Here is a 22,231-nt window from a genome sequence, read left to right as displayed (position 1 = left end):
AGGGAGAGGATTAGAATTCACCCCTTCCCATCCAACCCGGCCACGGTCCCGCTCCCCGCTGGCTCCCCCTGCATCCCGGCCGCGACCTTCTCCGCCGCCGCCATCACCCGCAGCACATTCTCGCCGGCCAGCTTCGCGATATCCTTGTCGCTCCAGCCCCGCCGCATCAGTTCGGCCAGCAACGCCGGATAGGTCTGCACGCCGCTCAGCCCCTGCGGCAGCGATCCCACGCCATCGAAATCGCTACCGATGCCGACATGATCGACGCCGGCCACCTTGGCGATATGGTCGATATGGTCGGCGACCTGCGACAAGGTGACCACCGGCTCTGGATTGGCCTTTTCCCACGCCGCCAGCGCCATCTTCGCGCCTTCCGGATCGCCGATATACAGGCCACCAAAGGGCGGCGCATTATAGCGTGCGACTTCGGCGCTGCGGGCCGCGCTCCAGATACGGCGCGCCTCCGACACATATTGCGGGGCATAATTGACCATCACCACGCCGCCATTGGCCGCAACCTTCTGCAACAGCGAGTCAGACACGTTGCGCGGCGTGTTGCAGATCGCCCGCGCGCTGGAGTGGGAGAAGATCACCGGCGCTTTGCTGACCCGCAGCGCGTCCAGCATCGTGCCCTCGCTGACATGGCTCAAATCCACCAGCATTCCCAGCCGGTTCAATTCATGCACCACCGCTTCGCCGAACGGGGTCAGCCCGTCATGCTGGGGATTGTCGGTCGCGCTGTCGGCCCAGGCGATGGTGCGGGCGTGCGTCAGCGTCAGATAGGATGCGCCAAGTTGACGATAATTGCGCAGCACGGCCAGGCTGCCGTCGATCTGGCCGCCGCCCTCCACGCCCAGGAGGGACGCGACCCGTCCCGCCTTGTGCGCCGCGCGCAATTCCGCCGCGGTGTTCACGAAGGCGAAGTCCCGCGGATAACGGCGCGCGAAACTGTGGGCCAGATCGATCTGCTCCAGCGTATCCTTCACCTGCTGCAATTCGGGCAGGTCGGCCGATACCCAGACCGACCAGAATTGCCCGCCCACGCCGCCGGCCCGCAGCCGCGCGATGTCAGTGTGGAAGGTCGCCGGGTCCAGCCGGTCCAGCGCCATCGTCCAGCGCTGATCCTTCGCCTTGTCGGCCAGCGCTTCGGGCCAGTCATTATGCCCGTCGATCAGCGGCGTCGCCTTCAGCACCCGCGCCACGCGGGCGGCATAGGGATCGGCGGCGGCATGAACGGCGGGGGCGGCGAGGAGGAGGGGCAACAAGGCCAGAGCCAGGGAAAGAGATGGCGTTTTCATGGGGCGCGAAGCTAGGGCCGCGCGGTATCAAGTCAATAAGGGGCAATCACAGAACGGGGCTTCCCCCCTTCGCCTGGTCTGCTACGCCTTGGCCAGAATGATGATCGATCCGCTCGTCCTGCTTCAGGCCTATTCCATCGGCGTCTTTCCCATGGCCGACGACCGTGATGCGAAGGAGGTTTATTGGGTCGAACCCAAGCGGCGGGCGATCCTGCCGCTCGACGGCTTTCACCTGTCGCACTCGCTGTCCAAGCGGATCCGCCGAGACCGTTTCCGCGTCACCGCGAACCGCGCCTTTGCGCAGATTTTGGCGCTCTGCGCCCAGGCTGCGCCCGATCGCCCATCAACCTGGATCAACCATCAGATCGAAGCCGCCTATCGCGACTTGCACGCAGCCGGCTTCGCTCATTCGGTCGAGATATGGGAGGGCGACGAGCTGGTCGGCGGCCTCTACGGCGTCGCGATCGGCCGCGCCTTTTTCGGCGAATCCATGGTGTCGCGCCGCACCGATGCGTCGAAAGTGGCGCTGGCCTGGCTGGTCGCGCGGCTACGCTTTGGCGGCTTCACCCTGCTCGACTGCCAGTTCATGACCGATCATCTGCGCACCATGGGCGCCGTCGAAATCAGCCAGCGTGATTATCTTCAGTTGCTGGGCGCGGCGACCGGCGGCGTGGCGCTGGGGGCCGGGGCGGGCGCACTGGCGGCGGGTTCAGGCGCGGCGGCGGAACTGGCGTTCGCGCCGCTGGCGGGCGACGCCGCGGCGATGGGTTCGCCTTTGGCGCCCAGCTTGACCGTCTCCGGCCCGGTTTCGGGCCAGGCCATCGCACAGCTTCTGACCCACACGTCATAGATCGGATGCTGCACGACATTGCGGTCGGGCCGTTCGCGGAACAGCCAGCCGGAAAAAGTGCGTCGCCACTTGCCATCGGCGCTACTGCGCACGTCCAACTGGATGAAAGCGCCGGTTTCCTGCACATTTTCCCATGGCGCGCTGGTTTCGCACGCTTGCAACCGCACGATCGCATCGCCCACGCGCAACGCTTCGCCCGGCTTCATGGTGAGGTCGCGGGTCAGGCCGTTGCGCTTGTTGAGCAAGCCGATGACGGCGTTGCGCTCCGCCATCGGCGTGGTGCCGGGCAACGCGCCGCCGGCGGCCGACCGGATCGGCGATCCTTCGACCTTGACCGGTCCGGTCTGGTTACCCGCGGGCACGTCATTCTTGCCGCACGCGGCCAGCGCCAGCGCACAGGATAGCAGAGGCAAGTGCAACAGGATCGGCGGGATGCCCCCCGCCGCACGCCGGGTCATGCCGCGTCGGGGCTCCACGCCTCATAATCGCCGGTCGCCTTCTGGCGCTGGCCGCCCTTTTCGAGCGCGCCGGACGGGCGATAGGCGTTGATCGTGCCGGTGGCGTTGGGGGTCGATTCCCGTTCCCATATGCGCGACGGCGGCAGGAAGCTTTCTGGCGCGCCCTCGATCGAATGATGCAGCCAGCCATGCCATTCGGCCGGCACGCGGCTGGCATCGTTGGCGCCATTATAAATGACCCAGCGGCGCGTCAGGCCATTGGGGTCGACGCCGCCCTGATAATAGATATTGCCCTGATGGTCTTCACCGACCTTGCTGCCCTTGCGGGAGGTGAAGAGCGCGGTGCCGATGGTCGCGCCATCCCACCAGGTGAAGATCTTGCCGAGGATTCCCATGGGCCAAGCGCTTAGCCGCTGCGACGGGCGTGGGCAAGGAGGATATGGGCTATCGCGGCGCGGCCGGACAGAAATTGCGGTCGGTCGTCACCTTCCCGCCCGGCACCGCGCAACCGCCCCAGTTGACGACATCGCCTTCCGCGATGCCCAACGCCGCCGCGCGCCCGCCGGCCAGTTCCAGCACGGCGGCGACGGGCACGCCGGCGGACACCGGGATGCGCGAATAGGGCTGTGCGTTGCTCTTGAGGAAAGCGATTGTCCCGTCGGTATGGATGAACAGCATGTCGAGCGGGATCAGCGTGTCCTTCATCCAGAAACTTGCCGTGCGCGGCGGGTCCATCGGGAAGAGCATGCCGCCGTCAGGGGCGAGTTCCTTGCGGAACATCAGCCCCTTTTCCTGCGCCTGCGGCGTTGCGGCCACTTCGACGTCGAACCGATGCCCGCCCTTGGCGGTGCGGATCACCACCGGCAGCATGGCATCGGCGGCTTGCGCCTGCGCGCTGTTGTCGGGCGCGGGCTGGCGGCTGGAACAGGCGGCCAGCAGGCAAAGGGCGAGAAGGGCGGGAAAGCGGATCATGCCGACTGCCTAATGCGATTCGCGGCCGATGGGGAGGGGAATGGCAGTTCACCAGCCCTTTTCGCCATTCCGCGACCCAAAGGGCGACCGCGGGGCGAGCGCTGGAACCTATGTCCTGATCTCAACCGCGCCCGCCTGTGCGGGGATGAGGGGTTTGATGTCAGGCGATTGGCCTTTCGAACAATCCCTTCAACCAATCCCGCACACCGTCCAAATCGCCATCCAGCTTGACCGCCGCGCCCAGGTCCGGTTGTCCCGGCCAGCCTGCATCCGCCACCGTCACGCCGCCGCCGGTCCGCTCGCCTTCATAGCGGGGGATGACGTGGAAATGGACGTTGGGGTCGATCATCATCAGCATCAGATAGTTGATCTTCGCATAGTCCACCGCGCCGCGCAGCGCCGTCTCGATCGTGGCGGTGACGTTTTTCAGCTCCGCATGGGCCTCTGCCGGCAGGTCGCCGAAGGCGGTCGCGTCGCTCTTTGCCGCCAATATCAGCGATCCCAGCGTCGGCTGGGCGGGACGCAGGAGGACCAGCCAATGATCGAACTCCGCGATCAGGGTCGTGGGGTAGCCGAATTTTGCGATGGTGGCGTTCACAGGGCTGCCTCCGCTTCATCCATCCAGCTGACGATCGGCCGGCCGCTGCGCTTGACGCCATAGGCTTGGCCCAGGCGGATGGCGTGGACGACCAGCGAGATGACGGTCCACCAGGCCAGCGCGATCAGGCCGATGTCGGGGCGGGCGAAGAGCAGCGAGACGAACAGGATGACCATGTTCGGGTTGCGGCGCGCGGTGACCAGGCGGAACTGGCTGTCGAAGGGGCGCCAGACATGGATGTCCATCTTGAAATCCTTGAGGAACATCCCCTCGATCAGCCGTTGCAGGATATAGCCCGCAATCACTGCGGCCATCACCAGCGCAAAGGCCTGGGTCGAGAGCGAGAGGCCCCAATAGGCGAGGCCCGTGCCCCAGAAATACCACCAGAAGGGCGGGTGGACGAGGTCGACGCCATGGTCGATCACATTGCCCCATTTGGACGATGTGATGGTGCAGCGGGCGAGTTTGCCGTCCACCGTATCCAGCACCATGAAGATGAAGCCGGAGAGGAACCCGGTCCAGAACATGCCCTGCGCGAACAGATAGGTCGCGACGAGGCAGAGGGTGACGCCGATCACCGACACCATATTGGGCGTCATCTTCAACTGCGCGGCGATGCGGGTCAGGACCAGCGCCAGTTCGGGCCAGAGATATTTGGTGAGGATGTCGGTGACGCCCTTATAGGCGCCGAAATAGCTTTGCCGCTCGATTGCGCGCCGGGTCGCGGGGGTCAGTTCGCGCACCATCGGCTGCTCCAGCTTGCGCAACTGGCGGTTGTAGAGCTTGCGGCCGTCCGACAGGTCTATGACGTTGGGCGCGGCCAGCGGATCGCTGCCCTGCGGTATCTGGCCCACGATCGGCGTGTTGCGCCAGGCGAAGAGCGTGCCCGGCGTTTCGAGCGCCAGCCGCAGCAGCAGCGGGTCGAAGGCATAGGTCAGGTTGAAGACCAGTTCATGCCTCGGCGCGAGGGTGCTGCCGTTCTTGGCTGCGCTTTCCGCCATGCGGCGATTGCGTTCGGCATTGGTCATGCCCCAGATCGGCGTAGCGTTGTCGCCCAGAAGGCGCACGGGGCCGAGGGTGGTGGTGAGGGTCTGGGTCATGCTCTAGCTCTTCGCGGGATGAGAGGTTTGGGCGAAATTCAGGATGAGGTCGGCCTGGCGTTGCGAGGCGGGGACCGGGGACAGATTGATCGATTGCTGCATCGCTGCTTCCTGCGCAGCAACGAAGCCGGGTTGCAAGCCGGTTGCGCGGGCGAGGGCTTGCGGAAGGGCGTCGGCGCTGTCGATCACCTGGCCCAAGCGCCAATGGGCGAAGGCGTCGCCCGCGCCGTCGCGATGGTCGAGGTTGAGGAAGATGCAGGGCCGGGGGTGGAGCAGGAACTCGTATACCTGGCTCGATACGTCGCCCAGATAGACGTCCGCGCTCATCGTATAGCTCATGTCGATCGACTGGCGGCTGCCCATATCGACGCGGATATGGGGCGCGTGGCTGACGATCGGGGCGGCGGCGCGCGCCAGCTTGGTATGCGGCGCGATGATGACGTTCCAGCCAGTGAGCGACTCCAGTGACGCCAGTATCGCCGGCCCGTGATTGACCCAGGAAGACAGCGCCGGGTCGAAATGCGGATTATAGAGCAGCACCGGATCGTCATTGTAGAAATAGCGCTGGCGCGGCGCCTTCAGTTCGAATTTGGCATAGCCGCCGACCGCGATCGCTTCGGGCGTGCACAGGCCCCGGTCGATCATGCGGCGGCGGTCCTTTTCGCCCGCGACCAGGGTCAGGTCGAAATCGGCGTGGCGCTTCTTGTAGCCGCCTTCCCGGTCGCCCGCGCCATGTTTGATAAGGATCAGATGCGATGTGAAACCCGGCACGCGCCGCAGCCAGGCGCTGCTGATCTCCGTCGTCACCAGAGTCGGGAAGCGGGCGATGGTGGCATAGTTGAGGAGCAGCGTCGCGAGCCGGGAAGGCTGGCGGAACAGCGAGTCGGGGCGCGAGGGTGGACGGCGCAGGCGGACGGGGCGCAAAATCCCTTGCGGATCATAGCTGGCGACGAGCGCCAATAGCTGGTCCGAGGGCGACAGCACACTGACCCGCACGCCGGGCCGCCGCGCCAGTTCCAGCGCGGCGGGCAGCCAGTGATAGAGCTGTTGCGCTTCGGCGATGGCGAGAAAGGCGATGTCGGTCGGCAAGACTATATCCTTGGAGATGTGCCGCCCTAACGTGGATGGTGGAGGAAGCAAGCGGCCGTCCGACTCGTTGCAATCCGTTTGCAACAAGGGGCCTGGGACAGAAACATGGTCCGCGGCGCTGGACCTTTGCTTATTTTTTGTTATGCGGACCCCCAACTGATAGACATCTTTCGAAGAGGCTCGACGAGCGATGGCCGAATTTGCGTTGCCCAAGAACAGCAAGATCAGCGGCAAGGGCGTGACCCACCCCGCGCCCGCCGGCGCGTCCAATGTGCGCAGCTTCAAAGTCTATCGCTACGATCCTGACTCCGGGCAGAACCCGCGTTACGATACGTTCGAGATCGACCTCGACACCTGCGGGCCGATGGTTCTGGACGCGCTGCTGAAGATCAAGAATGAATATGATCCCACGCTGACCTTCCGCCGGTCGTGTCGCGAGGGTATTTGCGGCAGCTGTTCGATGAACATGAACGGCAAGAACGGCCTGGCCTGCACCACCGCGATCGACGAGTGCAGCGGCAAGGATGTGCGCATTACGCCGTTGCCGCATATGGACGTGATCAAGGATCTGGTGCCCGACTTCACTCATTTCTACGCGCAATATAACTCGATCCAGCCCTGGCTGAAGACCGTGTCGCCGCCGCCGTCGGGCAAGGAGCGGCTCCAGTCGCCCGCCGACCGCGAGAAGCTGGACGGCCTGTACGAGTGCATCCTGTGCGCCTGCTGCTCGACCAGCTGCCCGTCCTACTGGTGGAATAGCGACAAGTTTCTTGGCCCGGCGATCCTGCTCCAGGCCTATCGCTGGCTGGCCGACAGCCGCGACGAATATACCGGCGAGCGGCTGGACGAACTGGAAGATCCCTTCCGCCTCTATCGCTGCCACACCATCATGAACTGCGCCAATGTCTGCCCCAAGGGGCTTTCGCCGGCCAAGGCGATCGCCGAAACCAAGAAGATGATGGTCGAACGGCAGCTCTGATCACCGTGGAGGCGGGTGAAAAGGCGATAGCGCGGCGCGTCACCGACGGGCCGCGTGCCGGCTGGCTGCAATGGATGGAGCCGGTGCCGGACACGTTCCTCACCCTGCTCGGTCCGATCTATTCGCAGCCCGATGGCGCCGTGCGCGCGATCGTCGAGCTGGAGCCGCGCGTCCATCATCGCAACCGCCTGGGCTCGCTGCATGGCGGCTTTCTCGCGGCTTTTGCCGATCATGCCTATTTTTCCGCGATGGTGGCCGTCGGCCGTCCGGCGCAGGCCAGCGCGGTCACGGTCGAACTCTCGATGCAATATATGGCGGCGGGCCGGGCCGATCATATTCTGCGCGCGCAGGTCGAACTGCTGGGGGAAACCGGGCGGCTGCTGTTCCTGCGCCTGACATTGGCGCAGGATGGGCGGACGATCGCCGCGTCCACCGCCACATTGCGCAAGGCGCCGGAAGCATGACGAGCCATGTGATGGACCGTTACCGCGCGCTGGTGGCGGCGGGCGAGTTGCGCGCTGACCCCGACCAGCAAGCCGGGGCGGAACGGCTCGATACCCTGCAACGCGAATTGGAGGCGGCCCCCGCGCGCGGATCGACGCTGTGGAAGCTGCTGCGCAAGGCGCCGGAGCCGCCCCGCGGCCTCTATATGTGGGGCGGCGTCGGGCGCGGCAAATCCATGCTGATGGACCTGTTTTTCGACACGGTGCAGATCGCGCGCAAGAAACGCGCGCATTTCCATGAGTTCATGCTCGACGTTCATGCGCGGCTGGCCGAAGCGCGCAAGTCGGAAACGGGTGATCCGATCCCGCCGGTGGTCGAGTCGCTGGCCGACGAGGCGCGCCTGCTCTGCTTCGACGAGATGGTCGTCAACAATATGGCCGATGCGGCGATCATGTCGCGGCTGTTCACCGGCCTGCTGGAAAAGCGGGTGACGATCGTCACTACGTCCAACCGCGAGCCGGACGAACTCTACAAGAACGGCCTCAACCGCCAGCTCTTCCTGCCCTTCATCGACCTGATCAAGGTGAAGCTGGATGTGATGACGCTGAACGGGCCGGTCGATTATCGACGCGACCGGCTGGGTGACGCGACGCTGTGGCATTGCCCCAATGGCGACGAAGCCACACAGGCGTTGAGCACCGCTTTCTTCCGTCTGACAGACTATCCGCCGTCAGACCGCGCCCATGTGCCCTCGGAAGATGTCGTCGTGCAGGGCGGCCGGACGCTGCATGTGCCCAAAAGCCTCAAAGGCGTCGCGGTATTCTCGTTCAAGCGGCTGTGCGCCGAAGCGCGTGGCGCGCCCGACTATCTGGCGATCGCGCGTAAATATCATACGGTCATCATCGTCGGCATTCCCGTGCTGGGGCCGGAAAACCGGAACGAAGCCGCGCGCTTCGTGACTCTGATCGACTCGCTCTACGAATATAAGGTGAAATTGCTGGCGTCGGCCGATGCCGAGCCGGCGCGCCTGTATCCACAAGGGGACGGCGCGTTCGAGTTCGAACGCACCGTGTCGCGGCTGATGGAAATGCAGTCGGACGATTATCTCGAATTGGGCCACGGGCCTAAATAGTCTTCCTGACGGTTGGTCTGTTCATCGCCGGGCTGAATCCGTCCGTCCGATGGCGCGCGCCCCGTTCATCAGGCCGCAATCTTAAGGTGGGAAACAGGCCGGGCGCCTCCGAGGAGAAAGGCGCCCGGCAGGATACCGCTGCAGGGAAGGCTGAGGACCAGGGTAGAAGTCCGCAGCGACAGGGTGTGAATCGCATTTAATGCAATTGCGAATGAATTGCAAAGATAATTTGCCTTCCTGAGATTTCGGCGGTTGAAACCCCTGTTCGAAGGGCGTAGGCGGGCCAGCAATTCCAGTAGTCAAGACTTGGAGGATGATTGCATATGGCCCGGAACAAGATCGCGCTCATCGGCGCAGGCAATATCGGCGGCACATTGGCGCACCTGGCGGCGCTCAAGAGTCTGGGCGATATCGTTCTGTTCGACGTCGTCGAAGGCGTGCCGCAGGGCAAAGCGCTTGATCTCTCGCAGTGCGCATCAGTCGAAGGTTTCGACGCGAAGATCACCGGTTCGAACGATTATGCCGACATCGCGGGCGCGGACGTCATCATCGTCACCGCCGGCGTGGCGCGCAAGCCGGGCATGAGCCGCGATGACCTGCTGGGCATCAACCTCAAGGTCATGAAGGCCGTGGGCGAAGGCATCGCCGCCAACGCACCCGACGCCTTCGTCATCTGCATCACCAACCCGCTTGATGCGATGGTGTGGGCGCTGCGCGAATTTTCGGGCCTGCCCCACAACAAGGTCGTCGGCATGGCCGGCGTGCTCGACTCGTCGCGCTTCAACCATTTCCTCGCCGAGGAATTCCAGGTTTCGGCCAAGGACGTCACCAGCTTCGTGCTGGGCGGCCATGGCGACACGATGGTCCCGGTGATCGAATATTCGACCGTCGCCGGCATCCCTGTTCCTGACCTCATCAAGCAGGGCCGTTCGACGCAGGAGCGCATCGACGCCATCGTCGCGCGCACCCGTTCGGGCGGCGGCGAAATCGTCGCGCTGCTCAAGACCGGTTCGGCCTTCTATGCGCCCGCCACCAGCGCGATCGCCATGGCCGAAGCCTATCTGGGCGACAAGAAGCGCCTGCTGCCCTGCGCCGCGAACCTGACCGGCCAATATGGCGTCGACAATCTCTATGTCGGCGTGCCGGTCATCATCGGCAAGGATGGCGTGGAGCAGATCATCGAGATCGAACTGAACGAGGAAGCCAAGGCGAACCTTCAGGTGTCGGTCGATGCCGTCAAGGAATTGCTGGAAGCGTGCAAGGGCATCGACCCCTCGCTCGCCTGACTTTAGAGCTGCACCGTCCCGTTCCAGGTAAGTGCGCAGCCTGGGACGGGGCGCTTTAGATCCCAAGTGCCACTTCCACAGAAGAAAAGGGACACGCATGTCCATTCTGGTGAACAAGAACACCAAGGTCATCACCCAGGGTATGACCGGTGCCACCGGCACATTCCACACCGAACAGGCCCTGGCCTACGGCACCCAGATGGTTGCCGGCGTGACCCCCGGCAAGGGCGGCTCCAGCCATATCGGCTTGCCCATGTACGACACCGTTGCGGAAGCCAAGAGCAAGACCGGCGCCGACGCATCGGTCATCTATGTGCCGCCGCCATTCGCGGCCGATTCTATCCTGGAAGCGATCGACGCGGAAATCCCGCTGATCGTCGCGATCACCGAAGGCATCCCGGTCCTCGACATGGTCCGCGTGAAGCGCGCTTTGTCGGGCAGCAAATCGCGCCTGATCGGTCCGAATTGCCCCGGCGTTCTGACGCCGGGCGAATGCAAGATCGGCATCATGCCCGGTTCGATCTTCTCCAAGGGTTCGGTCGGCGTCGTGTCGCGCTCCGGCACGCTGACCTATGAAGCCGTGTTCCAGACCACCAATGCGGGCCTGGGCCAGACCACTGCCGTCGGCATCGGCGGCGATCCGGTCAACGGCACCAACTTCATCGACGTTCTGGAACTGTTCCTGGCCGACGACGCCACCGAATCGATCATCATGATCGGTGAAATCGGCGGCGACGCAGAGGAGCAGGCCGCCCAGTTCCTGATCGACGAAGCCAAGCGTGGCCGCAAGAAGCCGATGGCTGGCTTTATCGCCGGTCGTACCGCCCCTCCGGGCCGTCGCATGGGCCATGCCGGCGCGATCGTGTCGGGTGGCAAGGGCGACGCGGAAAGCAAGATCGCGGCGATGGAAGCGGCCGGTATCAAGGTCGCCGCCAGCCCGTCCGAGCTTGGCTCGACGCTGGTCGAAGTGCTCAAGGGCTGATCAGCCGATAGAAAAAGCGGCCGGGCTGCACCTTGGCCGCTATTTTCCCGCATCCGCGACTGCACGCGGCTGGGATGGGACGTAGGAACATGGGTTACGAGAACCAGGAATTCGAGTTTGAGCGCGGGCCAAGCTGGCAGCGCGACAACTGGCCGCTGAGCGATACCGACGATCTGACCGGGGCGATGGACCCCACGCAGATGCAGGTCGCCGTGAAGGCCGCCGCCAAGTCCGCCGGCAAGGCCGTGTCGGATGCCGACGCCGTCGCCGCCGCCGATGACGCCATTCGCGCGCAGATGCTGATTCGCACCTATCGCGTGCGCGGGCATCTGGCCGCCAATCTCGATCCGCTGGGCCTGACCAAGCGTGATCTGCCAGCTGATTTGACGCCGGAATATCATGGCCTGACCGATCCCGCCAAGAAGATCTATCTGGGCGGCACGCTGGGCCTGCAATATGCGACCGTGGCGGAGATCGTCGCGATCCTGCGCGCCAATTATTGCGGCAATGTCGGCCTGGAATATATGCACATCGCGGATGTGGAGGAGCGCCGCTTCCTGCAGGACCGGCTGGAGGGCAAGGACAAGGAAATCCAGTTCACGCCCGAAGGCAAGAAAGCGATCCTGGCGAAGGTCATCCAGGGCGAGCAATATGAGAAGTTCCTGGGCCGCAAATATGTCGGCACCAAGCGTTTCGGCCTGGACGGCGGCGAATCCATGATCCCTGCGCTGGAAGCGGTCATTAAATATGGTGGCCAGTCCGGGGTTCGCGAGATCGTGTTCGGCATGGCCCATCGCGGCCGACTCAACGTGCTGGCCAATGTGATGGCCAAGGGCTTCCGCGTCATCTTCCACGAATTTTCGGGTGGCACCGCCAATCCCGAAGATGTCGGCGGTTCGGGCGACGTGAAATATCACCTCGGCACCTCGACCGATCGCGAGTTCGATGGCGTCAAGGTCCATATGTCGCTGGTGCCGAACCCCTCGCACCTCGAAACCGTCGACCCGGTGGTGTTGGGCAAGGTGCGCGCGCAGCAGACCTTCCGCGATGACCTGGGCAAGCATGAGCAGGTATTGCCCGTGCTGATACACGGCGACGCGGCGTTCGCGGGTCAGGGCATCGTGTGGGAATGCCTCGGCTTCTCCGGCGTGCATGGTTACAATACCGGCGGCTGCGTCCACTTCATCATCAACAACCAGATCGGCTTCACCACCAGCCCGCAATTCTCGCGCGGCTCGCCCTATCCGTCCGACGTGGCGAAGGGGGTTCAGGCGCCGATCCTGCACGTCAATGGCGACGATCCCGAAGCCGTGACCTTCGCGTGCAAGCTGGCGATGGAATATCGCCAGACCTTCCACCGCGACATCGTGATCGACATGTGGTGCTATCGCCGCTTCGGTCATAATGAAGGCGATGAGCCGGGCTTCACTCAGCCCCTGATGTACAAGGAAATCCGCCAGCATCCGCCGGTCAGCGACGTCTATTCGGCGCGGTTGAAGAGCGAAGGCGTGGTCGATGACGACTATGTCAGCAAGGTGACGGGCGATTTCGTCAATCATCTGGAGGAAGAGTTCGAGGCGGCCAAGAGCTACAAGGCCAACAAGGCCGACTGGTTCGCCGGCCGCTGGTCGGGGCTGCACAAGCCGGCCGACGCCGAAACATCGCGCCAAAGCGTGGATTCGGCGATCAGCACCAAGCTGTTCGACAGCCTGGGCAAGACGCTGACCACCGTTCCCGAAGGGCTGAACGTCCACAAGACGCTGACCCGCGTGCTCGCGGCCAAGGCGGAGATGTTCAAGTCCGGCGAGAATTTCGACTGGGCGACTGGCGAGGCTTTGGCTTTCGGCTCGCTCCTGTCCGAAGGCTATGGCGTCCGCCTGTCGGGTCAGGATTCTGGACGCGGCACGTTCAGCCAGCGTCACGCGGTCTGGACCGATCAGGACAGCGAGAATAAATATATCCCGCTGTCGACCGTGCCGCATGGCCGGTTCGAGGTGCTGGATTCGCCGCTGTCCGAATATGGCGTGCTGGGCTTCGAATATGGTTTCGCGCTGGCCGACCCGAAGAGCCTGGTGCTGTGGGAAGCGCAGTTCGGCGATTTCGCCAATGGCGCGCAGATCATCTTCGACCAGTATATCGCTTCGTCCGAAACCAAGTGGCTGCGCTCCAACGGCCTCGTCTGCCTGTTGCCGCACGGCTATGAAGGGCAGGGGCCGGAACATAGTTCGGCGCGTCTGGAACGCTTCCTGCAACTATGTGCGGAAGGCAATATCCAGGTCGCCAACATCACGACCCCGGCGAACTATTTCCACGCGCTGCGTCGCCAGATGCTGCGACCCTTCCGCAAACCGCTCATCATCATGGCGCCCAAGTCGCTGCTCCGGCACAAGCTGGCGGTCAGCAAGGCGGAGGACTTCCAGGGCGAAACCCAGTTCAAGCGCATCCTGTCCGATCCCAATGGGTCGGCGGACAAGGATACCAAGCGCCTGGTCCTGTGTTCCGGCAAGGTGTTCTACGACCTGATGGAAGCGCGCGACGCCGCCGGGGACAAAGATGTGCAGATCGTTCGCATCGAACAAATCTATCCGTTCGCGACCGACGCCCTGGCCACGCGCATCGAGCGTATGACCAATTTGGAAGATATCGTGTGGTGTCAGGAGGAGCCGCGCAACAATGGCGCATGGTTCTTCGTCGAACCCTATATCGAGGAAGCCCTGGTCAAGGCTGGCAAGGCGCCCAAGCGCGCCCGTTATGCCGGCCGCAAGGCGTCCGCCTCGCCCGCGACTGGTCTGGCGTCGCGTCATGTGTCCGAACAGGGCGCACTCGTCGCCGATGCGCTGGGTCACAGCGTCCGCACCGAAATCCGTCGCCAGAAGAAAGGCTGATCAAGCTCATGGCTACCGAAGTCAAAGTCCCCACTCTGGGCGAATCCGTTACCGAAGCAACCGTGGGCCAGTGGCTCAAGAAGCCCGGTGAAGCCGTCAAGGTCGACGAGCCGATCGTGTCCCTCGAAACCGACAAGGTCGCGGTCGATGTGCCCTCGACCGTGGCCGGCGTCATGGGCGACATCATCGCCAAGGAAGGCGACACGGTTGAGGTCGGCGCGCTGCTGGCCTATGTGAACGAAGGCGGTTCGGTTGCCGCTGCTCCGGCGCCTGCCGCCGCTGCGCCCGCCGCGAAGGCGGAAGCCGCCGCCCCGGCCCCGGCCGCTTCTGCGCCGGCGCCCGCTGCTTCGGATGATGAAGAGGGTGGCAACCTGACCCTGTCGCCGGCGGTCCGCCGCCTTGTGCTGGAACATGGCCTTGACCCCAGCAAGATCAAGGGCACCGGCAAGGACGGTCGCCTGACCAAGGACGACGTCACCGCCGCCGCCGCCGCCGGCACCGCCAAGGCCGCCGCCGGTGCGGCTGCTGCCGCTGCTTCCGCCGCCGAAGCGCCTGCCGCTGGTCCCAGCCGCGCACAGGAACGGGTCAAGATGACGCGCCTGCGCCAGACGGTCGCCAAGCGGTTGAAGGAAGCGCAGAACACCGCTGCTCTGCTGACCACCTACAACGACGTCGACATGACCAACATCATCGAGGCGCGGGCCAAGTATAAGGATCTGTTCGAGAAGAAGCATGGCGTCCGTCTGGGCTTCATGGGCTTTTTCACCAAGGCCGTCTGCATGGCGCTGCGCGACATTCCGGGCGTCAATGCGCAGATCGAGGGCGACGAGATCGTCTATAATAATTTCTGCGACATCTCGGTCGCGGTGTCGGCGCCCACCGGCCTGGTGGTTCCGGTCATCCGCAACGCCGAATCGCTGAGCGTCGCGGACATCGAAAAGACCATCGGCGGCTTTGGCAAGAAGGCCAAGGAAGGCAAGCTGACGATGGAAGATATGAAGGGCGGCACCTTCACCATCTCCAATGGCGGCGTGTTCGGCTCGCTGCTGTCCAGCCCGATCATCAACCCGCCCCAGTCGGGGGTTCTTGGCCTGCACCGCATCGAGGACCGCCCGGTCGTTCGTGACGGTCAGATTGTGATCCGTCCAATGATGTATCTGGCGCTCAGCTACGACCATCGCATGGTCGATGGTCGCGAAGCGGTCACCTTCCTCGTCGCGGTCAAGAACGCGATCGAAGACCCAACCCGCCTGCTGATCGACCTGTAAAGGTCGCGACCAGACATCCTATCCGTTCGGGCTGAGCCTGTCGAAGCCCCGTCCTTCCCGAAGGACAAAAGAAGAAGTAATGCCCTTCGACAGGCTCAGGGCGAACGGAGATTGTTATGGCTGACTTCGACTACGACGTCCTGGTAATCGGCGCTGGCCCCGGCGGCTATGTCGCGGCGATCCGCGCGGCGCAGCTGGGCCTCAAGACCGCCTGCGCCGAAAGCCGCGAGACGCTGGGCGGCACCTGCCTCAATGTGGGCTGTATCCCGTCCAAGGCGATGCTGCACGCATCGGAACTCTATGACGAGGCGGCCAATGGCGCGCTCGCCAAACTGGGCGTCAAGATCGACAAGATGAGCCTGGACCTGCCCACCCTGCAGGGCCAGCGCATCGACGCGGTCAAGGGCCTGACCGGCGGCATCGAATTTCTGTTCAAGAAGAACAAGGTGACCTGGCTCAAGGGTCTGGCCAGCTTCACTGGCGCGAACAGCGTCGAGATCAACGGCGAGAAGGTGACGGCGAAGAATATCGTCATCGCCACCGGATCGTCGGTCACGCCGCTGCCCGGCGTTGAAGTTGATAACGCAGGCGGCAAGATCGTGGATTCGACCGGCGCGCTGGAACTGGACAAGGTGCCGGGTCATCTGGTCGTGGTTGGCGGCGGCGTCATCGGCCTGGAGCTGGGTTCGGTCTGGAAGCGCCTGGGCGCCAAGGTGACCGTGGTCGAATATCTCGACCAGATCCTGCCCGGCATGGACGGCGAAATCCGCAAGGAAGCTAACAAGATCTTCAAGAAGCAGGGCTTCGAGTACAAGCTCGGTACGAAGGTGACGGGCGCGCAAGTCGGCAAGAAGGGTGTGACCCTGACCGTCGAGCCGGCCGCCGGTGGCGACGCGGAGACGATCGAGGCGGATGTCGTCCTCGTGTCGATCGGCCGTCGTCCCAATACCGAAGGGCTGGGCCTCGACAAGATCGGCCTGGAGCTGAACGCGCGCAGCCAGATCGAGACGGATCATGATTTCGCGACCAAGGCGCCCGGCGTGTGGGCGATCGGCGACGTCATCCCCGGTCCGATGCTGGCGCATAAGGCCGAGGACGAAGGCATTGCGGTGGCCGAGAATATCGCGGGCCTGACCGGCATTGTGAACCATGCCATCATCCCGTCGGTCGTCTATACCAAGCCGGAAATCGCGGGCGTGGGCCTGACCGAAGAGGCCGCCAAGGAAAAGGGCGCGATCAAGGTCGGCAAATTCCCGATGATGGCCAACAGCCGCGCCAAGACCAATCATGAGCCGGACGGTTTCGTGAAGATCATCGCCGACGCCGAAACCGACAAGGTGCTAGGCGTGTGGATCATCGCCGTGCCCGCAGGCACGATGATCGCGCAGGCGGCGCAAGCGATGGAATTCGGCGCGTCGAGCGAAGACATCGCCTATACCTGCCATGCGCATCCCACGCATAGCGAGGCGATCAAGGAAGCGGCGATGGCCGTGACCGGCAAGCCGATCCATATGTGATCGCGCGGCGGACCAAGCTTTGAAGGAAGGGGCCTCCGTATTGCGGGGGCCTTTTCTTTAGGGAAAGGGCGCGCAGACGATCGGCTGCGGATGCAAACCTTCCCTTTCAAGGCAGGGGAATCGCATATGAAAATGGTGACGGCAAAGGTTTCTATATGCGTCTGCTGATATGGTGGGCGTATTGGGGAGGAGTTTTCGGATTGTTTTGGTAGGATGGAGGATTATCGGGCAGGGAAGGCGCGGTACGACTTGTTGGTCGATGCTTTCAGCACCGACCCCGCCCGACCCGTGACCCGGCAGGCGCGTCGCTGATGCGTCGGCGGTGCGTTGGCATGACCCAAATGGTCGACGGCCGGGAAGCCGTGGGCGCGTCGCTGGCGCTTCGCGGGTGCATAGCCGACGCTTCGCCCTGTCTTGCGCCCGCAAAATCATTCCATCTACGGTGTGAACTTCGCACGGGTGACCCGGTCATGACCCGGTCATGACCCAGCCATGACCTTGGGCCTATTCGTCTTCCGCCGCCATCGGCTCCCCCGGCGGCGCATCGACCCAGCGCCGCGCCACCGCATAGGCATGGCCCGCGCGCAAAAACGCCGCGATCGCCTTCTCCCGCTGCTTGGGGTAGATCGGCCCGGTCGCATAGGGGCCGATCCGTTTGCGCCGGGCGAAGCGGTCCGCCGCCGCCCAGGCTTCGGACGCAATCTGCGCGTCCGCCTGTTCGCGATCCTCTTCGCCGATTCCCGCCGCGCGCAATTCCTCGCCGATGCGCCTTGCGCCATAGCCGCGCCGGGCCAGCGCCCCGCTCTTCATCACCGCATAGCCCGCATCATCGATATAGCCCAGATCCACGAAGCGGTCGGCCAGCCCATCCGGGTCCGCTGGCGCCTCGCCGCCCCAGCCGCGCTCCTTGATCTTGCGCTTGAGATAGGCGAGCAGCTTTCCCCGGCTGGTGGCGAAGCGGGCGACATGGCGCAGCGCCATGTCGCGCAGCGCGCTTTCATCAAGCGGTGGGGGGAGGCGTTTGCCGGTCATCATGATGCAACATGCGACATGCGCCATCTTTATGCCACAGTCGGGCCGGAATTTCACCGCGCCTTGTCGGCTATGAGTGCATATTGGAATGCAATATCCGGTGCAAATGGCGGTCAAAGCTGCTAGCGGCCCCGGTTTCAAGATTTTCAAGACATTGGGTCAACCAATATGACGGGTTCGCAAGAGATGATGGCACCGACGCCGACCACCGACGATCTGCCGCGCCGCTTCTCCGATTTCGGGACGCTGGGCGCAGCGCTGGACTATGCGGCGCAGGGCAAGCGCGGGCTCAATTTTCATGATGCGCGCGGCAATCTGGCGCGGCCCTATCCGTTCAGCGAATTGCGCGCCGACGCGCTGGCCTGCGCCCATCGCGTGATCGGCCATGGCGTGAAACCGGCCGACCGCGTCGCTCTGGTCGCCGAAACCGGCGCGGACTTCGCCATGCTCTTCTTTGGCATCATCTATGCCGGTGCCTGGCCGGTGCCGGTGCCGCTGCCGACCAGCTTCGGCGGCAAGGACAGCTATATCGACCAGCTGAATGTCCAGCTGTCCAGCTGCGATCCGATGCTGTTCCTCTTCCCCAAGGAGCTGGAAGAGATGGCGGGCGAATCCGGCCGCCAGAAGAATGTCGAAAGCATCGCGTTCGAAGATTTCATCGCCCGCGACGCCGTCCCCGCCGCTCTGCCGGAGGCGCAGCCGGAAGACGTCGCCTATCTCCAATATAGCAGCGGCTCGACCCGCTTCCCCCATGGCGTCGCGGTGACGCATCATGCGCTCCTGTCCAACCTGTCGGCGCACAGCCACGGGATGCAGGTGCAGGACAGCGATCGCTGCATCAGCTGGCTGCCCTGGTATCATGACATGGGGCTGGTCGGCTGCTTCCTGTCGGTCGTCGCCAACCAGGTATCGACCGATTATATGAAGACCGAGGATTTCGCCCGCCGTCCGCTGGCCTGGCTCGACCTCATCAGCCGGAACGAGGGCACATCGATCAGCTATTCGCCGACCTTCGGCTATGACATTTGCGCCCGCCGCATTTCCAGCCAGACCAAGGCGGAGGATCGGTTCGACCTGTCCCGCTGGCGCCTGGCCGGCAATGGCGCGGACATGATTCGCCCCGACGTGATGCAGAGCTTCGTGGACGCCTTCGCCGATGCAGGGTTCAGCCCCAAGGCGTTCCTGCCCAGCTATGGCCTCGCCGAAGCGACACTGGCCGTCACCATCATGCCGCCGGGCGAGGGGATCATCGTCGAACTGGTCGAGGAAACCGACCTGTCGGGCGGTCATGCGACCGAGGGCCGGCCCCAGCGTTTCCGCTCGATCGTCAATTGCGGCAAGCCGGCCAAGGACATGGTCGTGGAAATCCGCGACGAGGATGGCGGCCTGATGAACGAGCGCCAGATCGGCAAGGTCTGGACCACCGGTCCGTCGCTGATGGTCGGCTATTTCCGGGACGAAGCCGCGACCAAGGCGTGCATGGCTGACGGCTGGCTCGATACCGGGGACATGGGCTATCTGTCCGACGGCTATCTCTACATCGTGGGCCGGGCCAAGGACATGATCATCATCAACGGCAAGAATCACTGGCCGCAGGATATCGAATGGGCGGTGGAGCAATTGCCCGGTTTCAAGCAGGGCGACATCGCCGCCTTCGCTATCACCACGCCCGGCGGCGAGGAAGCGCCCGCCGTGCTGGTCCATTGCCGCACGTCGGACAATGAGGAACGCTCGCGCCTGCGCGACCAGATCCGCGAACGGGTCCGCGCCATTACCGGCATGAACTGCGTCGTGGAACTGGTGCCGCCGCGCACCCTGCCGCGCACCAGTTCGGGCAAATTGAGCCGGTCGAAGGCCCGCAACCTCTATCTGACCGGCGAAATCCGGCCCTACGACATCGCCGCCTGACGCCCGGCTGGATCGCGATGTCCTTTTGGTCAAGGTTACCGATTGATAACCCATGACTGCTAACCCAGTCCCGTGGGTAGCAAGCAGGAACAAGTCGCGGAACCGGACCGCCAGGAACGTGCGTCGCTGCGCGCGATCATGGGCCTGTGTCCCGTCGCGCAAGATGGCGGAATCCGCGTGCTGGAAGCCCAGCTACGATCCGCCGACGGCGTCGCCATCCTGCGGCATGGCATGAATATCTGCGGGATGCTGTTCCTGTGGCAGGTCTTTTCCCATTGCTGTCCGCTGCCGCTGCTGGCCGGTTGGAGCGCCGCGCTGGTCGCCGCGACCACCATCGCCCTGCTGCTGGACCGACAACGGCGCCGCGCCAATAATATCGGCCTGTCGCCCGCCGACCTGCGGCGCCATGCGCTGGGCGCATTTCTGCAAGGGCTGGTCTGGGCCGCCTGCATGGTGCTGGTGTCCCAGTCCGGGCAGACCGAGGAACTGGTGGCGCTGTGGACGCTGATCAGCTGCGTCATGGTCTGCGGCGCGATCAGCTATGCAGCGACGCCGCTGTCCGCCACCGCCTATCTTCTGCCGTGCATCCTTGGCCTGTTCGCCATGTTCGACGAAGGCGGCCAACTGCCGCTGCGGGCGCTGGCGACCAGCTATGCGCTGTCCCTGCTGGCCGGCTGCTTCATCTATGCCCGCACTTTCGCCCGCCAGCACAGCACGACCGCGCAACTGGCGGAAAAGAGCGAGGTCGTCAGCCTGCTGCTGCGCGAATTCGAGGCCGGCGGGTCCGACTGGTTGTGGCAGACTGATGCACTGCGCCGGATCAACGGCGTGTCCAGCCGCTTCGCCGAAACGCTGGGCATGGAGCAGGAGCAGCTGGAGGGCGCGCCGCTGGTGCAGATATTGGCGGGCAGCGGCTGGGAGGATGGCCGGTTCGCCGCTGGCCTGCACAGCCTGGCCGACCATCTAAAGCGGCGCGAGAGTTTCAGCAATCTGGTGCTGCCGGTCGAGGTGCAGGGGCAATGGCGCTGGTGGGAATTGTCGGCGTCGCCGCGCCATGACGAAAATGGCATTTTCCAGGGTTTCCGCGGTGTTGGTTCGGATGTGACGGCACAGCGCGAATCGGCCGACAAGATCGCGCAGCTCGCCCGCTTCGACCCGCTGACCGGCCTGCCCAATCGCAGCCACCTGCGTGAGGTGCTGGACCAGGCGATGGAGGCCGCGAAGGGGCGGTCGCCCGGCTGTGGCTTCCTGATGATCGATCTCGATCGGTTCAAGTCGATCAACGACACGTTGGGCCATCAGACCGGCGACAAGCTGCTGAGCCAGGTGGCGCGGCGGCTGCGGCAGGTCTGTGACGCGGACATATTCTGCGGCCGGATCGGCGGCGACGAATTTGCCGTGATCATGCCGCATGTCGCTGATAGCGCGGCCATTCCCCGCCTGTCGTCGGCCGTCATCGGCGCGCTGTCCGCGCCTTATCAGATCGACCAGCATATGCTGTATGTCGGTGCGTCGATCGGATCGGCGGTGTCGCCGATGGACGGCCGCGACTCCGAAGCGTTGATCCGCAGTGCCGATCTGGCCCTCTACCGCGCCAAGGACGAAGGCGGCGGCGTCCATTGCGCCTATGAGCCGCGGCTCCACGCGCAGGCGGAGGAGCGGCGGCAGCTGGAACTGGCGCTGCGCGAGGCATTGGAAAAAGACCAGTTGCACGTCCTGTACCAACCGGTGGTCGATGCCGAACATGGCGCCGTGCTGGGGTTCGAGGCGCTGGTGCGCTGGACCCATCCGCAACTGGGGGCCATTTCGCCGGTCAAATTCGTGCCGGTAGCGGAAGAAGCGCGCCTGATCGCGCCGATCGGCGAGTGGGTGCTGCGCACCGCCTGTATGGAGGCGGTAACCTGGCCGGACGATATCCGTATCGCCGTCAACGTCTCGGCCGAACAACTGACCCATCCCAGCTTCGTGGCCGCGGTGGTGTCCGCGCTGGCGCAGAGCGGACTGGACGCCCGCCGGCTGGAGCTGGAGGTCACCGAAAGCGTGTTCATGAACGAGGATGCGGGCGCGCTCAAGGTGCTGGACCAGTTGCTGAGCCTGGGCATCCAGCTGTCGCTCGACGATTTCGGCACCGGCTATTCCTCGCTCGGCTATCTCAGCCGGACGCGGTTCAACACGATCAAGATCGACCGCAGCTTCGTCGTCGGCGCGTCCAAGAATACCGCCGAAAGCCTGGCGATCATCCGCGCCGTCGTGACGCTGGCCGACAGCCTGGGCATGAGCACCACGGCCGAAGGCGTGGAAACCGAAGCGGAATTGCAGATGGTCCGGCGGCTGGGCTGCAAGAAGGTGCAGGGCTATTATTTCGGCCGGCCGATGATGCCGCAGGACGCGGCGCGCCTGTTCCCGAAACCCCAACGGGTCGCCATCGGCTGA

At 64.2% G+C, this 22,231-nt stretch carries 18 protein-coding genes and 1 pseudogene; 11 read left to right on the top strand and 8 right to left on the bottom strand.

Annotated elements, in window-relative coordinates; translation table 11 throughout:
• Positions 1 to 17 precede the first annotated feature (17 nt).
• Positions 18 to 1,298, bottom strand: a complete 1,281-nt coding sequence (locus tag EWH12_RS15835; protein WP_129927178.1) for a dipeptidase — start codon at positions 1,296 to 1,298, stop codon at positions 18 to 20.
• A 97-nt stretch (positions 1,299 to 1,395) separates the two neighbouring features.
• On the opposite strand from EWH12_RS15835, the gene aat reads away from it, so the two are divergent.
• Entirely contained in the window at positions 1,396 to 2,148 is a 753-nt protein-coding gene (aat, locus tag EWH12_RS22700) for a leucyl/phenylalanyl-tRNA--protein transferase (protein WP_129927177.1), read from the top strand.
• A 35-nt stretch (positions 2,149 to 2,183) separates the two neighbouring features.
• On the opposite strand, the pseudogene EWH12_RS22960 reads toward aat, so the two are convergent.
• The 6 genes and pseudogenes from EWH12_RS22960 to EWH12_RS15800 form a co-directional block, all read right to left on the bottom strand.
• Positions 2,184 to 2,354 (bottom strand): annotated as a pseudogene (locus EWH12_RS22960) (DUF2155 domain-containing protein); the annotation flags it as partial.
• Between the two features lie 248 nt (positions 2,355 to 2,602).
• Positions 2,603 to 3,001: an NADH:ubiquinone oxidoreductase subunit NDUFA12 gene (locus tag EWH12_RS15820; RefSeq protein ID WP_129927176.1), complete on the bottom strand. Its 399-nt coding sequence runs from the start codon at positions 2,999 to 3,001 to the stop codon at positions 2,603 to 2,605.
• 49 nt (positions 3,002 to 3,050) lie between these two features.
• The gene (locus EWH12_RS15815; protein WP_066600281.1) at positions 3,051 to 3,578 is read right to left on the bottom strand and encodes a DUF192 domain-containing protein; all 528 of its coding nucleotides are present in this window, start codon (positions 3,576 to 3,578) and stop codon (positions 3,051 to 3,053) included.
• A gap of 160 nt (positions 3,579 to 3,738) precedes the next feature.
• Positions 3,739 to 4,176 carry an HIT family protein gene (locus EWH12_RS15810; protein WP_066600283.1) on the bottom strand — a complete coding sequence of 146 codons (438 nt, stop codon included), beginning with the start codon at positions 4,174 to 4,176 and terminating at the stop codon, positions 3,739 to 3,741.
• The gene (locus EWH12_RS15805) at positions 4,173 to 5,276 is read right to left on the bottom strand and encodes a CDP-alcohol phosphatidyltransferase family protein (protein WP_129927175.1); all 1,104 of its coding nucleotides are present in this window, start codon (positions 5,274 to 5,276) and stop codon (positions 4,173 to 4,175) included. The genes EWH12_RS15810 and EWH12_RS15805 overlap by 4 nt, the downstream gene beginning before the upstream one ends.
• Before the next feature lie 3 nt (positions 5,277 to 5,279).
• Positions 5,280 to 6,365, bottom strand: a complete 1,086-nt coding sequence (locus EWH12_RS15800) for a glycosyl transferase (RefSeq protein WP_129927174.1) — start codon at positions 6,363 to 6,365, stop codon at positions 5,280 to 5,282.
• Between the two features lie 190 nt (positions 6,366 to 6,555).
• On the opposite strand from EWH12_RS15800, the gene EWH12_RS15795 reads away from it, so the two are divergent.
• From EWH12_RS15795 to lpdA, 8 genes are all read left to right on the top strand, one after another.
• Positions 6,556 to 7,344, top strand: coding sequence for a succinate dehydrogenase iron-sulfur subunit (locus tag EWH12_RS15795; protein ID WP_066600291.1), 789 nt, complete (start codon positions 6,556 to 6,558; stop codon positions 7,342 to 7,344).
• Between the two features lie 5 nt (positions 7,345 to 7,349).
• Positions 7,350 to 7,808 (top strand): PaaI family thioesterase, encoded by a 459-nt coding sequence (locus EWH12_RS15790; RefSeq protein ID WP_066600294.1) that lies wholly within the window; start codon positions 7,350 to 7,352, stop codon positions 7,806 to 7,808.
• On the top strand, positions 7,805 to 8,920 hold the full coding sequence (gene zapE, locus EWH12_RS15785; RefSeq protein ID WP_129927173.1) for a cell division protein ZapE: 1,116 nt from the start codon (positions 7,805 to 7,807) through the stop codon (positions 8,918 to 8,920). The genes EWH12_RS15790 and zapE overlap by 4 nt, the downstream gene beginning before the upstream one ends.
• A 323-nt stretch (positions 8,921 to 9,243) precedes the next feature.
• A complete protein-coding gene (gene mdh, locus EWH12_RS15780) occupies positions 9,244 to 10,206 on the top strand; it encodes a malate dehydrogenase (RefSeq protein ID WP_066600301.1) in 963 nt (320 codons plus the stop codon).
• A 97-nt stretch (positions 10,207 to 10,303) separates the two neighbouring features.
• Entirely contained in the window at positions 10,304 to 11,188 is an 885-nt protein-coding gene (gene sucD, locus EWH12_RS15775) for a succinate--CoA ligase subunit alpha (protein WP_066600303.1), read from the top strand.
• An 89-nt stretch (positions 11,189 to 11,277) separates the two neighbouring features.
• On the top strand, positions 11,278 to 14,073 hold the full coding sequence (locus tag EWH12_RS15770; RefSeq protein ID WP_129927172.1) for a 2-oxoglutarate dehydrogenase E1 component: 2,796 nt from the start codon (positions 11,278 to 11,280) through the stop codon (positions 14,071 to 14,073).
• Between the two features lie 8 nt (positions 14,074 to 14,081).
• Positions 14,082 to 15,341, top strand: coding sequence for a 2-oxoglutarate dehydrogenase complex dihydrolipoyllysine-residue succinyltransferase (gene odhB / locus EWH12_RS15765; RefSeq protein ID WP_129927171.1), 1,260 nt, complete (start codon positions 14,082 to 14,084; stop codon positions 15,339 to 15,341).
• Between the two features lie 116 nt (positions 15,342 to 15,457).
• Positions 15,458 to 16,858: a dihydrolipoyl dehydrogenase gene (gene lpdA, locus EWH12_RS15760; RefSeq protein WP_066600309.1), complete on the top strand. Its 1,401-nt coding sequence runs from the start codon at positions 15,458 to 15,460 to the stop codon at positions 16,856 to 16,858.
• A 504-nt stretch (positions 16,859 to 17,362) separates the two neighbouring features.
• Here lpdA and EWH12_RS15755 read toward each other — a convergent pair.
• Positions 17,363 to 17,890: a regulatory protein RecX gene (locus EWH12_RS15755; RefSeq protein WP_129927188.1), complete on the bottom strand. Its 528-nt coding sequence runs from the start codon at positions 17,888 to 17,890 to the stop codon at positions 17,363 to 17,365.
• A gap of 186 nt (positions 17,891 to 18,076) precedes the next feature.
• On the opposite strand from EWH12_RS15755, the gene EWH12_RS15750 reads away from it, so the two are divergent.
• Both EWH12_RS15750 and EWH12_RS15745 read left to right on the top strand, forming a co-directional pair.
• A complete protein-coding gene (locus tag EWH12_RS15750) occupies positions 18,077 to 19,798 on the top strand; it encodes a fatty acyl-AMP ligase (RefSeq protein ID WP_129927187.1) in 1,722 nt (573 codons plus the stop codon).
• 138 nt (positions 19,799 to 19,936) lie between these two features.
• Entirely contained in the window at positions 19,937 to 22,231 is a 2,295-nt protein-coding gene (locus EWH12_RS15745) for a putative bifunctional diguanylate cyclase/phosphodiesterase (protein WP_129927186.1), read from the top strand.

The sequence above is a fragment of the Sphingobium cupriresistens genome, from assembly GCF_004152865.1.
GTDB classification, from domain to species: Bacteria; Pseudomonadota; Alphaproteobacteria; order Sphingomonadales; family Sphingomonadaceae; genus Sphingobium; species Sphingobium cupriresistens.
The sequence above is the reverse complement of the archived record's forward strand: the minus strand, read 5'-3'. Positions and strand labels throughout refer to the sequence as shown.